The 14,636-nt window shown below is 53.2% G+C and carries 10 protein-coding genes; 8 read left to right on the top strand and 2 right to left on the bottom strand.

Annotated elements, in window-relative coordinates:
* Nucleotides 1-348 precede the first annotated feature (348 nt).
* Nucleotides 349-2,646, top strand: coding sequence for a beta-glucosidase BglX (gene bglX, locus D6C13_RS13395; RefSeq protein ID WP_120133231.1), 2,298 nt, complete (start codon nucleotides 349-351; stop codon nucleotides 2,644-2,646).
* A 283-nt stretch (nucleotides 2,647-2,929) separates the two neighbouring features.
* Nucleotides 2,930-4,948, top strand: coding sequence for a cyclic di-GMP phosphodiesterase (gene pdeR, locus D6C13_RS13400; protein WP_120133232.1), 2,019 nt, complete (start codon nucleotides 2,930-2,932; stop codon nucleotides 4,946-4,948).
* Nucleotides 4,949-4,977: 29 nt separating this feature from the next.
* On the opposite strand, the gene D6C13_RS13405 is transcribed toward pdeR, so the two are convergent.
* Complete coding sequence (locus D6C13_RS13405; RefSeq protein ID WP_120133233.1) at nucleotides 4,978-5,844, bottom strand: crotonase/enoyl-CoA hydratase family protein; 867 nt, start codon at nucleotides 5,842-5,844, stop codon at nucleotides 4,978-4,980.
* 397 nt (nucleotides 5,845-6,241) lie between these two features.
* On the opposite strand from D6C13_RS13405, the gene D6C13_RS13410 reads away from it, so the two are divergent.
* Nucleotides 6,242-8,278 (top strand): NADPH-dependent 2,4-dienoyl-CoA reductase, encoded by a 2,037-nt coding sequence (locus D6C13_RS13410; protein ID WP_120133234.1) that lies wholly within the window; start codon nucleotides 6,242-6,244, stop codon nucleotides 8,276-8,278.
* Between the two features lie 82 nt (nucleotides 8,279-8,360).
* Here D6C13_RS13410 and rlmG read toward each other — a convergent pair whose 3' ends face one another.
* Nucleotides 8,361-9,512 (bottom strand): 23S rRNA (guanine(1835)-N(2))-methyltransferase RlmG, encoded by a 1,152-nt coding sequence (rlmG, locus tag D6C13_RS13415; RefSeq protein ID WP_120133235.1) that lies wholly within the window; start codon nucleotides 9,510-9,512, stop codon nucleotides 8,361-8,363.
* Between the two features lie 171 nt (nucleotides 9,513-9,683).
* Between rlmG and D6C13_RS13420 the strand changes: the two genes are divergently transcribed.
* The 5 genes from D6C13_RS13420 (at nucleotide 9,684) to sstT (ending at nucleotide 14,598) form a co-directional block, all read left to right on the top strand.
* Nucleotides 9,684-10,190, top strand: a complete 507-nt coding sequence (locus D6C13_RS13420; RefSeq protein WP_112286754.1) for a M48 metallopeptidase family protein — start codon at nucleotides 9,684-9,686, stop codon at nucleotides 10,188-10,190.
* Nucleotides 10,191-10,212: 22 nt separating this feature from the next.
* A complete protein-coding gene (locus D6C13_RS13425; RefSeq protein ID WP_120133236.1) occupies nucleotides 10,213-11,199 on the top strand; it encodes a Gfo/Idh/MocA family protein in 987 nt (328 codons plus the stop codon).
* A 38-nt stretch (nucleotides 11,200-11,237) separates the two neighbouring features.
* Nucleotides 11,238-11,984 carry a glutamine amidotransferase gene (locus D6C13_RS13430; RefSeq protein WP_120133237.1) on the top strand — a complete coding sequence of 249 codons (747 nt, stop codon included), beginning with the start codon at nucleotides 11,238-11,240 and terminating at the stop codon, nucleotides 11,982-11,984.
* A gap of 298 nt (nucleotides 11,985-12,282) precedes the next feature.
* Complete coding sequence (locus D6C13_RS13435; RefSeq protein ID WP_120133287.1) at nucleotides 12,283-13,251, top strand: TerC family protein; 969 nt, start codon at nucleotides 12,283-12,285, stop codon at nucleotides 13,249-13,251.
* Between the two features lie 135 nt (nucleotides 13,252-13,386).
* Complete coding sequence (gene sstT / locus D6C13_RS13440; RefSeq protein WP_120133238.1) at nucleotides 13,387-14,598, top strand: serine/threonine transporter SstT; 1,212 nt, start codon at nucleotides 13,387-13,389, stop codon at nucleotides 14,596-14,598.
* Nucleotides 14,599-14,636 lie beyond the last annotated feature (38 nt).

Genomic DNA, 14,636 nt, shown 5'->3' on the forward strand with positions numbered 1-14,636 from the left:
AAAAAGGCAGAACATTGAGTTCTGCTTTTTTATTGCCTCAGTTATGCCCCTCAGGCCTGACTTGCTGATTATTTGCTCACCGGCATATCACTTAATCCTAAATTTAAAAAAATGCGTGGCGTATCTGAGGTCTTTTTGTACGTGAGTTTCTGATTACCTGTAAATTGCAGTCTGTCCCGCAATGTAAAACGATATTGTGCGCAGGGCATAAACTATTCATTGCTAATAGTTGAAGGGTCGTATTAGATTCTCACACATACTTTTCTTAGAATGATCATTGCTTTTTTTGCTTCAGGCTGCTGAATTTTCACTGATTTGGCAACCCTGCTTATGGCTGAAGGAATTCCGATGAATACGCATCACGTGCTTGGCGCGTTAGTGTTACTGGTAAGTTCTGCTTCTTCGCTCGCCGTCGAAACGACGGGCATCCCCCAGGATCAGGTAAAAGAGCGCAATGCGTTCATTGCTGACCTGATGAAAAAAATGACCATAGATGAAAAAATTGGTCAGCTGAATCTGGTCACTGTGGGGCCGGATTATCAGAAAGAAGCCATTATGGCTGACATCCGCGCCGGCAAAGTCGGTGGCGTGTTTAATACCGTCACAAAGCCAGATATTCGCCGTATGCAGGATCAGGTGAAAGAAAGCCGCCTGAAAATACCTCCGTTTTATGCCTATGACGTGGTGCATGGTCAGCGCACTATTTTCCCTATCAGTCTTGGCCTTGCCGCCAGCTGGGATATGCAGGCCGTCGCCACCAGCGCACGTATTTCAGCGCTGGAAACCGCAGCTGATGGTCTGAATATGACCTTCTCGCCGATGGTTGATATTACCCGTGATCCGCGCTGGGGCCGTGTCTCCGAAGGTTTTGGTGAAGACACCTACCTGACTTCCCGCCTCGCGCATGAAATGGTGACGGGTTATCAGGGGAAAGACCCTTCCGCACCTGATGCTGTCATGGCTAACGTCAAACACTATGCGCTGTACGGCGCTGTTGAAGGCGGGCGCGAATACAACACCGTGGACATGAGTCCCACCCGCATGTTCAACGATTACATGCCGCCGTATAAAGCGGCCGTTGATGCCGGTGCCGGTGGCGTGATGATTGCGCTCAACAGCGTTAACGGTATTCCTGCGACCTCAAATACCTGGTTGCTGAAAGATATTCTGCGTGATGACTGGCAGTTTAAAGGCCTGACGGTGAGTGACCACGGCGCCATCGGCGGCCTGGTTAAACACGGCGTGGCCGAAGATGATCGTCAGGCTGCTGCCATGGCGCTCAAGGCCGGTGTCGATATGGACATGGCCGACAACATGTACGGTAAGTACCTGAAAGGATTGCTCGCCGACGGTCTGGTCAGTCAGCAGGATATTGACCGCGCCGTCCGTGACGTTCTGGCCGCGAAATGGGACATGGGGTTATTTGTCGATGAATACCGTCATTTAGGCCCGCAGTCGAGCGACCCGGCGGACACCAATGCCGAAAGTCGTCTGCACCGCCCTGAAGCCCGCGAAGTCGCGCGCACTTCGCTCGTCCTGCTGAAAAATACCAACCAGACGTTGCCCTTACAGAAAAAAGGCACCATCGCCGTGATTGGCCCGCTGGCCGACAGTAAACGCGATGTGATGGGCAGTTGGTCCGCCGCCGGTAAAGCGGCTCAGGCCGTGACCGTGTTGCAGGGGATGAAAGACGTCCTCGGCGATAAAGGCACATTGTTATACGCCCGCGGTGCGAACATCACCAACGATCAGGGGATGGTCGACTTCCTCAATTCCTACGACAAGCAGGTCATTAACGACCCGCGTAAACCCCAGGACATGATCGACGAAGCGGTAAAAACAGCCGAGAAATCAGACGTCGTGGTGGCCGTAGTGGGCGAAGCACAAGGCATGGCGCACGAAGCGTCCAGCCGTTCTGACATCAGCATTCCGCAGAGCCAGCGCGACCTGCTCAAAGCCCTGAAAGCCACCGGTAAACCGCTGGTGATTGTGCTGATGAATGGCCGCCCTCTGACGCTGACGTGGGAAAACGACATCTCCGACGCCATGCTGGAAACCTGGTTCAGCGGCACCGAAGGCGGTCACGCCATTGCAGACGTTCTGTTTGGCGATTACAACCCGTCAGGCAAACTGCCGATGACCTTCCCGCGCTCGGTCGGACAAATTCCGCTGTATAACAGCGTGCTCAATACCGGTCGTCCGTTTAATCCACAGCATCCGGATAAATACACCACCCGTTATTTCGATATCACCAACGGTCCGTTGTTCCCGTTTGGTTATGGCCTGAGCTACACAAGTTTCAGCGTGTCTGACGTGAGCCTTTCATCAACCACTATGGATGCGAAAAATCCCCTGACCGCCAGTGTGACGGTGAAAAATACCGGTAAAGTCAGTGGTGCTACCATCGTCCAGCTGTATCTGCAGGATGTCACGGCGTCCATCAGTCGTCCGGTGAAAGAGCTGAAGAACTTTGAGAAAATCAATCTGCAACCGGGTGAAGAGAAAGTCGTGACCTTTACTGTCAACGAAAGAGATTTGCGTTTCTACAATGACAAGCTGAAATGGGCCTCTGAACCTGGAAAATTCAACGTATTCGTGGGTTTAGATTCTCAGGATGTGAAGAAAACCAGCTTCCTGCTGAAATAACTTTCCGGGTCTGAAAGCAGACCCGGAATGCAGTCAGCAGTTTCTCTCACAGGCGGAATTCCGGCTAACGGAACCCGCCTGTTCTGAGCAGTAATTTCTGTCCGGTGACTGGATATATAACCGACAGTTGCTAACCTTAAATTCAATGTGTTACGCCTTCCTGTTCTGTATCCGCTCATTGCGGAGCGGTGCGGGTGTGCTGAGCAGAGTAAACTCCGTCTGTGCTGACTGTCGCCTTGTCGCCACACTGGCGGCGTATAGCGTTCTTTTCGGAGAAACATTCATGGTCGATTCTCAAGATGCCTCCATCCTGTACCTGCATTTTGGTACGCCCCGCCCATATTGGCGAGTGGGTTCTGACAGCAATGCACTGGAGCTTTCTGCTGAAAAGGGCGTCGTAAATGTGGCTATATCCCTGACCCAATGGCAGGCAGGAAAAATCAGGCAACTGACCGGGATCACCTCAAGTTTCACACTGGACATCACTCTGTTCGGTTCTCCGGTGCGCCTTTATCTTGTCGGCCGGAAAATTGACAGCAAGGCCTGGGCGGGCACCGCATCGGCGTATCAGGATACAGAATCTGTCGCGCACGACCTTGAAGTCGGTCTGACCTTCGCCGAACAGGTGGTTTCCGAAGCCAACTCCGTGATTGTGATTATCGATCAGGAGGGCAAGATCCATCGTTTTAACCGGCTGAGCGAAGAATATACCGGCCTGCGAGAAGAAGATGTCATTGGCCGCAGTGCTTATGATCTTTTCATGTCGATGGAAGAAGGTCTGGCATCACGCCAGAACATCAACGGTTTTTTTCAGCATCAGCAATCCTACGAAGTAGAACGCTGGATCAATACGGTTAAAGGCCAGCGGCTGTTTCTGTTTCGCAATAAATTCGTCCACAGCGGCAGCGGCAAACAACAAAAATTTCTGATCTGCTCCGGTTCCGACATCACTGACGAGCGCAAGGCGCAGGAACGTCTGCGCGTGCTGGCCAACACCGATTTGGTTACCGGTTTCGCTAACCGTAACGCGTTGCAGGAATCCCTGGCAAGAGCCCTTCTTGAGCGCGGCGAAAATAAAGTCGGGCTGATTTATCTGGATCTGGATAACTTCAAAAAGGTGAACGACGCTTACGGTCATATGTTTGGCGATCACCTGCTGCGGGCGGTGTCTGATGCCATTCAGGATTGCCTGTCGCCTAACGATAAGCTCGCGCGCCTCGGCGGCGACGAATTCATTATTCTGAGTACTCAGGCAGAACTGTGTACGCTGGAAGCACTCAGCCAGCGCGTGCTGCGCCGCCTGAGTCTGCCATTTCGTATTGGCCTCATTGAAGTCTATACCGGCTGTTCCGGCGGCATCGCGATTTGCCCGGAGCACGGTATTGACGGCGATACGCTGTTGCAAAACGCCGATACCGCCATGTATGTGGCGAAAGAAAAAGGCAGAAATGCGCACTGTATTTTCTCGCCGGATATGAATGAAAAAGCCTCAGAATACATGTGGCTGGATACGCATTTACGTAAAGCACTGGCGGAAAAAGATCAGCTGGTTTTGCACTATCAGCCGAAAGTGTCACTTTATGGCACCGTGCAAAGCGTGGAAGCACTGCTGCGCTGGAATTCGCCGGAACGCGGGCTGATCCAGCCACAAAGTTTTATCCCGTATGCCGAAGAATCTGGCCTGATTACGCCCATCGGCAAATGGGTCATTGAAACCGCCACCCGTCAGGCGACCGAGTGGCAGAAAAAAGGGCTGAATCTGCGCGTGGCCGTGAATCTTTCCGGACGTCAGCTGAATAACGGTTCGTTTATTACCACACTGTCTGACGCCATGAAAAAAGCCGGTATGAAAGGCTGTCTGCTCGATTTTGAACTGACAGAAAGCTGTCTGGTGGAAGACGAAGGCGCAGCAGTCGCCATGATAAACCAGCTGCATAAACTCGGCGCTCAGGTGCATCTGGATGATTTCGGTACCGGCTATTCTTCTCTGTCCCAGCTGGCGCGAATTCCGCTCGACTGCATCAAGCTGGATCAAAGTTTTGTCCGCGGGATCAATGACAATCCGGTTTCGCAGGCGCTGGTGCGGGCGATTGTGGCGGTGGCTAAAACCCTGCAACTGACGGTGGTGGCGGAAGGTGTGGAAACGGCGGAAGAAGAGAAGTTAATTGACGAAATCGGTGTGGACAGCAAACAGGGCTTTCTTTACGCCAAACCAATGCCCGCAAAGGAACTCGAGCACTGGCTTGAGGAAAAAATGGTTGCTTCACCCAATGTCTTTAAACATAAAGCAAAACAGAAATAGCGCCAGTGACGGGCCATTTCTGTCCGCTGTTAGCCGGTTTTACGCAATGACGCCGTATGCCGGTTTTGCAGCATGACCAGACGCTCCATATAACTCAGGTCTTTCTCCTCCAGCGTAAATGCGGCATCCACCCAGTCCTCCGTAATATCCATCAGCTCGGAACGTGATAGTTGCAGCACGCGCTGGCGCGCGCGGATCATCGCGCGGATCCCGTTAAGCTTTGGTCGCAGCACATCCATAAAGGTACGCGTGGCATTGAATGCCTCACCCGGCTGGAACAGCACATCCACAAGCCCGCGGCTTTCAAACCATTCCGCAGTATGAGATTCACCGGTGGAAATCAGTTCCTCCGCCAGTTTCATACCCCCCTTGCGCGATACCAGCGAATAACCGCCCATTCCCGGAAAGAGGTTAAACGCAATTTCAGGAAATCCCATCCGGGCCGTGTTTTGTGCCAGTACGTAATGATGCGCGAGCGCCGCTTCGAATCCGCCGCCCAGCGCCGTTCCTTCAATCATCGACAAGCTTATCGCCCCCACATCAAATCCGCGCGCCGCGGCATGAACACAGTCCACACAGGCTCTGGCGTAGGACCGCAACGCTTCGCGCTTATTATTGACGATGGAGTCGACAAAGAAACTCAGATCACCTCCCACATTGTACATATTGGGCACCAAAGAACCCGTGACCCAAAAATCGAAACGCAGCCCCGATGCCTTAGCGGCATAGGTCAGCGTCATGATGTCCTCAATGAGGTCCTGATTAAAACATGGACGTGGATAAGACCTGAGCATCATCCACATGACATTACGGCCTTCTTCATAATAGGCTGCAATCTGGGACAAATGCCCGGCTTCGGTAAACGGGCGGCAGGCTGTATGGTCAATAAGATTCATAGTATATATCCAGGTTAGAAATGAATTTTTTAGGGTGAAGCAGCTCCAGCCTAGTCCAGCTCTAACCCGAACTGAATCGATTCGAGATTGTTTTATAAAAATAATCCTAAACGCATTTAATTAATAAAAAAATGTTAAAAATAAACAACCTGCAACTAATCAATATTGTGTAAAAACAAAGAAATAATTATTTTACTTGTTATGCCGGACGGCCAGCCTCCTTCAAAAATAACCCGCCAGAATTAATGCTCAACAATTAATAATATGCGTGATAGTTAATTAACTCTCAGGGAATTCCTCATAGTGATACGTATCACAGTCATCGCACGCTGACTTTCCAATTGCTCTGCCACCCGCTAAATTGAATTCATCTCCTCCGACCACTTAAGAGAATTCCATGACTGAACGCGCTTCGCTGTTTTATCCGCACCTGCTGGCGCCGCTGGATTTAGGTTTTACACAACTGAAAAATCGCGTGCTGATGGGTTCGATGCACACCGGACTTGAAGAACTGGAGGACGGGCCTGAACGGCTGGCGGCCTTTTATGCCGAACGTGCAGCGGCAGGCGTCGGACTGATTGTGACTGGCGGCATTTCCCCTAACGCACAGGGCGTGGTGTATCAGGGGGGATCAATCCTCGCCGAACAGGAACACATCACGCATCACCGCGTGGTGACGGAGGCCGTGCATGCCGCGGGCGGCAAAATTGCGCTGCAAATTCTTCATGCTGGCCGCTACAGCTATCAGCCCCACCCCGTCGCACCTTCGGCTCTTCAGGCACCGATCAACCGTTTTACACCTCACGCCCTGAGCGAAGAAGAAATCGAATCCACGCTGTCAGATTTCGCCCGCTGCGCCCAGCTTGCGAAGGAGTCCGGCTACGACGGTGTGGAAATCATGGGCTCGGAAGGTTATCTGATAAATCAGTTCCTCACTGCGCGTACCAATCAGCGCACGGACCACTGGGGCGGTTGTGCTGAAAACCGGATGCGTTTTGCCACCGAAGCGGTGCGCCGCGTGCGCGAAACCTGCGGGCGGGAATTCATCATTATTTATCGCTTATCGATGCTGGACTTAGTGGAAGAAGGCTCTGACTGGCAGGAAGTGGAAAATCTGGCGCAACGTATCGAACAGGCTGGCGCGAGCATTATCAACACCGGCATCGGCTGGCACGAGGCACGTATTCCGACCATCGCCACGATGGTGCCGCGTGCGGCGTTCAGCTGGGTGACACAAAAACTGATGGGCAAAGTGGGTATTCCGCTCATCACCACTAACCGCATTAATGACCCGGACGTGGCAGAGAAAATTCTCGCCGAAGGTTGTGCGGATATGGTGTCGATGGCGCGGCCTTTCCTCGCTGATCCGGCATTTGTCGAAAAAGCGGCGCAGGGGCGGGCAGATGAAATCAATACCTGCATCGGCTGCAATCAGGCCTGTCTGGATCAGATATTCGCTGGCGAAGTCACTTCCTGTCTGGTCAATCCGCGCGCTTGTCGTGAAACACAGCTGCCGGTCACCCGTGCTGAAATTATCAAACGGCTGGCGGTCGTCGGCTCCGGCCCGGCCGGACTGGCGTTTGCCACCACAGCCGCCAGCCGCGGCCATCACGTCACGTTGTTTGATGCCCACAATGAAATCGGCGGGCAATTTAATGTCGCCAAACAGATCCCCGGCAAAGAAGAGTTTTATCAGACGCTGCGTTATTACTCGCGCCAGCTGACGTTGCTGGGCGTGACGCTGCGCCTTGGTGAAACCGTCACCGCCAGCCAGTTAACGGGCTATGACGAAGTGATCCTCGCCTGCGGTATTTCGCCGCGTCTGCCGGACATTGCGGGAATTGATCACCCGAGCGTGCTGACCTATCTCGACGTACTGCGCGATAAAAAACCGGTGGGTCAGCGTGTGGCGATTATCGGCGCGGGCGGCATCGGTTTTGATACCGCCGAATACCTGGTGCAGAAAGGCATATCTTCAAGCCTGAGTACTCAAGCCTTCAGTCACGAATGGGGAATTGACCAGAGCCTCACACACCGCGGTGGTCTGGCGCCAAACGGGCCACAGCCGGAACCGGCCACGCGGGACATCGTTCTGCTGCAACGCAAAACTACCAAAGTCGGTGCAGGACTGGGGAAAACTACCGGCTGGATCCACCGCGCCAGTCTGCTGCATCGTGGCGTGAAGATGCAAAGTGGCGTGAGCTACGAACGCATCGACGATGCGGGTTTGCATCTGATCATGAACGGCGAACCGGTGTGTCTGGAAGTGGATAACGTGATTATTTGCGCCGGACAGGAACCCCGGCGCGAGCTGTATCAGCCATTGCAGGATGCGGGTAAAACTGTGCATCTGATTGGCGGCGCAGATGTCGCCGTCGAGCTCGACGCACGCCGCGCTATCGATCAGGGCACACGGCTGGCCCTGAAAATATAAACATTGGATTAGAAAACTGCAGACGAAAAAAAAGCCGCGATTCGCGGCTTTTTCATTTCAGTTCTTCACACTAATGCTGCAATCAGTGGTGCGATGCCGTTTTCACTGCGCGCAAAATCACGAATTTCTGATTGGTGGCGATAGTCGTGCAGTTACCGAACAGGCGACGCAATTTCTGGTAGTAATCCAGATGACGGTTACCGACGATGCGCAGTTCGCCACCGGTTTGCAGGCAACGTTTGGCGTCGCAGAACATGCGCCAGGCAGTGTCATCACTGACCACGGTGCCCTGATGGAACGGCGGGTTACACAGCACGGCGTGCAGGGTTTCGCGTTCCACACCCGCCAGCATGTTGTTCACTTCGAAATGACAGCGGCTGACATCCTGCGGCAAATTGTTTTCGACGTTAATACGGCTCGATTCCACCGCCATATAGGATTCATCGACGAACAGCATTTCGGCATCCGGATTCAGCGCCAGCGCGGTCATACCGATCACGCCGTTACCACAGCCCAGATCTGCCATACGTCCTTCAATACCTTCCGGCAGATGTTGCATGAAGAAACGCGCGCCGATATCCAGACCGCCGCGTGAGAACACGTTCGCGTGGTTGGAAATACGGAATTCGCTGTCATCGAGCGCCCATTCGGAAATCACCGGCTCCGCTGTTTGCGCAGGCAACGTGGCTTCACAATGGATCAGACGGGCTTTTTTCCACGCCAGACTGGTTTTGGTCGGCCCGAGGATTTTCTCGAACAACTGCAACGTGGAGGTATGGATATCGCGGGCCTTTGCACCAGCGATAATCTGCGTGTCCGGCGTCACCACTTCACGCAGCGCCAGCAGTTGCTGTTCCAGCAGTGCCAGCGTTTTTGGCACTTTGATGATGACCAGACCCGGATTGATCGGCAACGGCACCAGGCTGCTTTGCGCCGCCACACTGTCTTCGTCAAAACCGTTGAGGCGCAGGTTATGGCGCATCGCCAGCTGGCTCATGAAGGAATCATTAATGCTGGTCGGATTATGTGGCTGCAATGCGCAGGCCAGCGTGCCAAAAGCATCGTTGAAAATCAGCAGCGGTCGGCCGTTGAGCGCGTCGGTGTTCAGGTTTTGCAGCAAATATTCATCAGCCGCTTCCCATGCCTGCAACTGCGTTGCCGCTTCTTCCAGCGGATAACGCTCCAGACGCAGTGGCAATAACTGACCACCTGTTTCGGTTTCGAATTGGCTCATTGGCCCTCCTCAATATTCAATTTGCGCTGTTTATCCCTTAATTTGGTCTATCAGTAAAACGTTTTTTCAGTTAAAAAGGGGTTTATCTGCCGGATCGGCGCGATCGTAACGAAAACCCCGCTTACCGGTATGGCATCTTTTTCCCGGCAATAAGAGACAAAGCAAACAGTTATGCCTGAATTGACCTATCTGCAAGGCTATCCCGAGAATCTTCAGGCTCAGGTGCGCCAGTTAATCGAACAGGAACGTTTAGGTAAAGTGTTGCTGACGCGATATCCCGAGCCGCACGAGCTGACCACTGACAAATCGCTCTATCAGTATACGCTGGACCTGAAAAACCAGTTTTTGCGCAGTTCATCGCCTTTAAGCAAAGTCGCTTACGACAATAAAATCCACGTGATGAAGCATGCGCTGGGCCTGCATACGGCGATTTCCCGCATTCAGGGCGGCAAGCTGAAAGCCAAAGCGGAAATCCGCGTCGCGACGGTGTTCAAAAGCGCACCGGAAGCGTTTCTGAAAATGATCGTGGTGCATGAACTCGCGCACCTGAAAGAAAAAGAACACAACAAAGCATTCTACAGCCTTTGCTGTCATATGACGCCCGACTATCATCAGTTAGAATTCGATACGCGCATGTACCTGACGCATCTGGAAATATTCGGTAAGTTGTACCAATAATAATTAACTATAGGGATTTCTCATGATTCGTTTTGGTGTTGTGGGTACTAACTGGATCACCCAGCGTTTTATTGATGCCGCCCACGAAAGCGGAAAAATGAAACTGACCGCGATTTACTCCCGCACGCTGGAAGGCGCTAAAAAGCTGGGCGAGGATTATCCGGTTGAGCACTATTTTGATTCACTGGAAAAAATGGCCGCATCTGATCTGATTGATGCCGTCTATATTGCCAGCCCGAATTCATTGCATTATCCGCAGTCCCTGCTGTTCCTCAGCCATAAAAAACACGTGATTTGCGAAAAGCCGCTGGCGTCCAATCTGAAAGAGGCCGAAAGCCTGATCGCCCGCGCGAAAGAGAATAATGTGGTGCTGTTCGAAGCGTTCAAAACCGCGTATCTGCCGAACTTCCTGCACATGAAAGGCGCGCTGAACCGCATTGGTAAACTGCGCAAAGCCATTCTGAATTACTGCCAGTATTCGTCACGTTATCCACGCTATCTGGCGGGAGAAAACCCGAATACCTTCAATCCGGCCTTCTCCAATGGCTCGATTATGGATATCGGTTATTACTGTCTGGCCAGCGCCATTTCGCTGTTTGGTGAACCGGCATCGGTAAAAGCCACCGCGACATTACTGGAAAGCGGTGTCGACGGTCAGGGCACTGTAGTATTGACCTATGCGGATGATTTCGAAGTCGTTATCAACCATTCCAAAATCAGCGATTCCCATCTTCCGAGCGAAATTCAGGGCGAAGACGGTACCCTGCAGATGGAAAAACTGTCTGAATGCCAGACGCTCAGCCTGACGCCACGCGGCAGCCAGAAGCTGGATCTGACGCAGCCTCAGCACATCAATACCATGCTGTATGAAGCAGAAACTTTTGCGATTCTGGTCGATAGCCAGTTTGTCGCGCACCCGGGGCTGGAAGTCTCGCGCATCACCGCTAAAGTGCTGACGGAAATCCGTCGCCAGACCGGCGTGGTGTTCCCGGCAGACAGCCAGTCCTGATTATCCGTAAAAAATTATCCATCGTTCGGGAGTAACAGATGATTGCACCCAGCCAGAAACCGCTGTTGATTTTACAAACCGGCCACGCGCCGGAGCCTATCCGCCGCGCGCACGATAACTTCCCGCAGATGTTTATCCGTCAGGGGGATATCGACGTGCAGCAGGTGGTCATTGTGGATTTGCAGGCGGGTGAACGTCCGCTGCCGCCGGAAAACTATTGCGGGGCGATCATTACCGGTTCGCGCAGCATGGTGACTGAACATCTGGCGTGGAGCGAAGAAGCGGCGGACTGGGTACGTCTGGGCATGTTGCAGGAATTGCCGATGTTCGGTGCCTGTTACGGTCATCAGTTGATGGCGTACGCACTGGGCGGCGAAGTGGATTACCATCCGCAGGGCATTGAAGTCGGCACGCACGAAGTCACGCTGACGCCTGCCGGACATTTGGATCCGCTGGTGTCGCAACTTCCGGCGCAGTTCGCGGCGAATCTGATCCATCTGCAAACCGTCATTACGCCGCCCGCCACGGCGACGGTGCTGGCGAAAACACTGCATGACCCGCATCAGATCCTGCGTTACGGCCCGAATGCAGTCAGCACCCAGTTCCACCCTGAATTTAGTCTGGCGGTGATGAAAACGTATTTGTCATGGCTGGCCTCTGTTGCCGAAGATGACCACGTGGACTTTGCTCATCAGGCTCAGCAACTTAGCGAAACCCCGCTCAGTCAGGGGCTGCTGCTCTCCTTCATCGGCGCACTCGGCAAGCGTCAGGCACTGGCAGGATAATGACCCATAATGTTTCTGAATGTTTGACATCCGACACATTTTGCATTAATTTTCGAACTGCAAAGGGGAGTAACTTCTTCGTCGGATAATCGTCATTACGGTGTCTGGACCCGCGCTTAGCGCTGTCTCAGCCACCCGGTTACCGGGGCAAAGATAGAATTTCACAAGATGAATACCTATCTTTGTAAGTGAGACCTTGCCGGAAGGCGAGGTTTGCTCACAGCTCAAAAAAATGAGCGGCTAACGTCTTCCGACGCTGGCCGTTTTTTTTTGATGTTTTTTCGAGGATACCGCAATGATGAACTCCGTTGGCAACCCGATGTTATGGGGCTCTTTTGCCGTGGTAGTGATAATTATGCTCGCTTTCGACCTGCTGTTGCAGGGCCGTAAAGGCGCGCAAACCATGAGCATGAAAAGTGCTGCGATGTGGTCGCTGGTGTGGATAGGCCTGTCGCTGCTGTTTAACTTCGGCTTCTGGTGGTATCTCAACGGTGAGTTTGGCCGTGAAGTCGCCGATGCCAAGGCAACGATGTTCCTGACCGGCTATCTGCTGGAAAAAGCGCTGGCCGTGGATAACGTCTTCGTCTGGCTGATCCTGTTCAGCTACTTCTCTATTCCGGCTAACCTGCAACGCCGCGTGCTGGTCTATGGCGTGCTCGGCGCCATCGTCCTGCGTACCGGTATGATTTTCGCCGGCAGCTGGCTGGTGGGGCAATTCAGCTGGATTTTGTACGTGTTCGGCGCGTTCCTGCTGTTCACCGGTATCAAGATGGCACTGGCGAAAGAAGACGACGGCGCAGTGGGCGAAAAACCGATGATCCGCTGGTTGCGCAGTAAAATGCGTATGACCGACGATTTGCAGGGCGAGAAATTCTTCGTGCGCCGTAACGGGATCCTGTTCGCAACTCCGCTGTTGCTGGTGCTTATCATGGTGGAACTGAGCGACGTGATTTTCGCGGTCGACAGTATTCCGGCAATCTTCGCCGTGACCACCGACCCGTTCATCGTACTGACTTCTAACCTGTTCGCAATTCTGGGTCTGCGTGCGATGTACTTCCTGCTGGCAGGCGTGGCAGAACGTTTCTCGATGCTGAAATACGGTCTGGCAGTGATCCTGATTTTCATCGGTATCAAAATGCTGCTGCTCGACGTGTTCCATATTCCGGTGGGGATTTCGCTGGGCGTGATCGCGTCGATTCTGATCATCACCCTGTTGATTAACACCTGGGTGAACCGCCGGGCTGACCTCGCAAAATCCAAAAAATAAGCGTGCATCGATCTCAAATTAACTTTTTCAAACGGGTGCCATCAGGCGCCCGTTATTTTTTGAGCTAAATTCTGCTAGTCTCCTGCGTTACCACTCAGGACAAGGGTGGCAATTACATATCAAAAAGGAAAAATCATGCAAACACAATCCTCCGCGTCATTTCTAAAACGCTTTCTCAACAGCAGTCTGGTGATGCAAATCCTGGTCGGTTTACTCGCCGGTATTGCCCTTGCGGCACTGGCTCCAGAAGTCGCCAAAACTGCCGGTCTGCTGGGCAGCTTGTTTGTCGGCGCACTGAAAGCGGTTGCTCCGCTGCTGGTGCTGGTACTGGTTACCGCATCCATTGCCAATCATCCGAAAGGCCGTAAAACGTCGCTTGGCCCGATCCTGTTTCTGTATCTTTTCGGGACTTTTTCGGCAGCGCTGATTGCCGTCGTCGTCAGCTTTATTTTCCCTTCGACGCTGGTTCTGAAAATGGTTGACGTCGAAATCACGCCGCCGGGGGGTATCGCAGAGGTGCTGAAAGGACTGATTATGAGCATCGTGTCCAATCCTTTCCGGGCGCTGATTGATGCCAACTACATCGGTATTCTGGCGTGGGCGATTGGTCTGGGACTGGCGCTGCGTCAGGCGGCAGAGACCACCAAAATGCTGGTTACGGATGTCTCTGTCGCCGTCACCAAAATTGTCCGTGTGGTTATCCGTTTCGCGCCGCTGGGGATTTTCGGTCTGGTGTCAGAAACGCTGGCGACCAGCGGTTTCAGCGCGCTCTACAATTATGCGCACCTGCTGGTGGTGCTGATTGGCTGTATGTTACTGGTCGCACTGGTGTTCAATCCGCTGATCGTGTTTTTCAAAACCCGCCGAAATCCTTATCCGCTGGTCTTCGCCTGCCTGCGTGAAAGCGGTGTCACTGCCTTCTTCACCCGCAGTTCGGCAGCTAACATTCCGGTCAATATGAATCTGTGCCGCAAACTGGGGCTGGATGAAGATACGTATTCCGTCTCGATTCCGCTGGGTGCCACTATCAATATGGCCGGTGCGGCGATCACCATCACGGTGCTGACTCTGGCGGCGGTCAATACGCTTGGGATTGAAGTGGATATCCTGACGGCACTGCTGCTGAGTGTGATGGCGGCAATCTGTGCCTGTGGCGCTTCCGGCGTGGCGGGCGGTTCGCTGCTGCTGATCCCGATGGCGTGCGGCCTGTTTGGTATTCCCAATGACCTCGCCATGCAGGTGGTCGCGGTGGGCTTCATCATCGGTATTTTGCAGGATTCTGCCGAAACCGCGCTGAACTCATCCACTGACGTGCTGTTTACCGCTGCGGCCTGTCAGAAAGCCTGATCCACGAAACACCGGGCGCAAGTTGCCGCCCGGTGTTT

Origin of the sequence: Rahnella woolbedingensis, assembly GCF_003602095.1 — a bacterium.
Lineage (GTDB): Bacteria > Pseudomonadota > Gammaproteobacteria > Enterobacterales > Enterobacteriaceae > Rahnella > Rahnella woolbedingensis.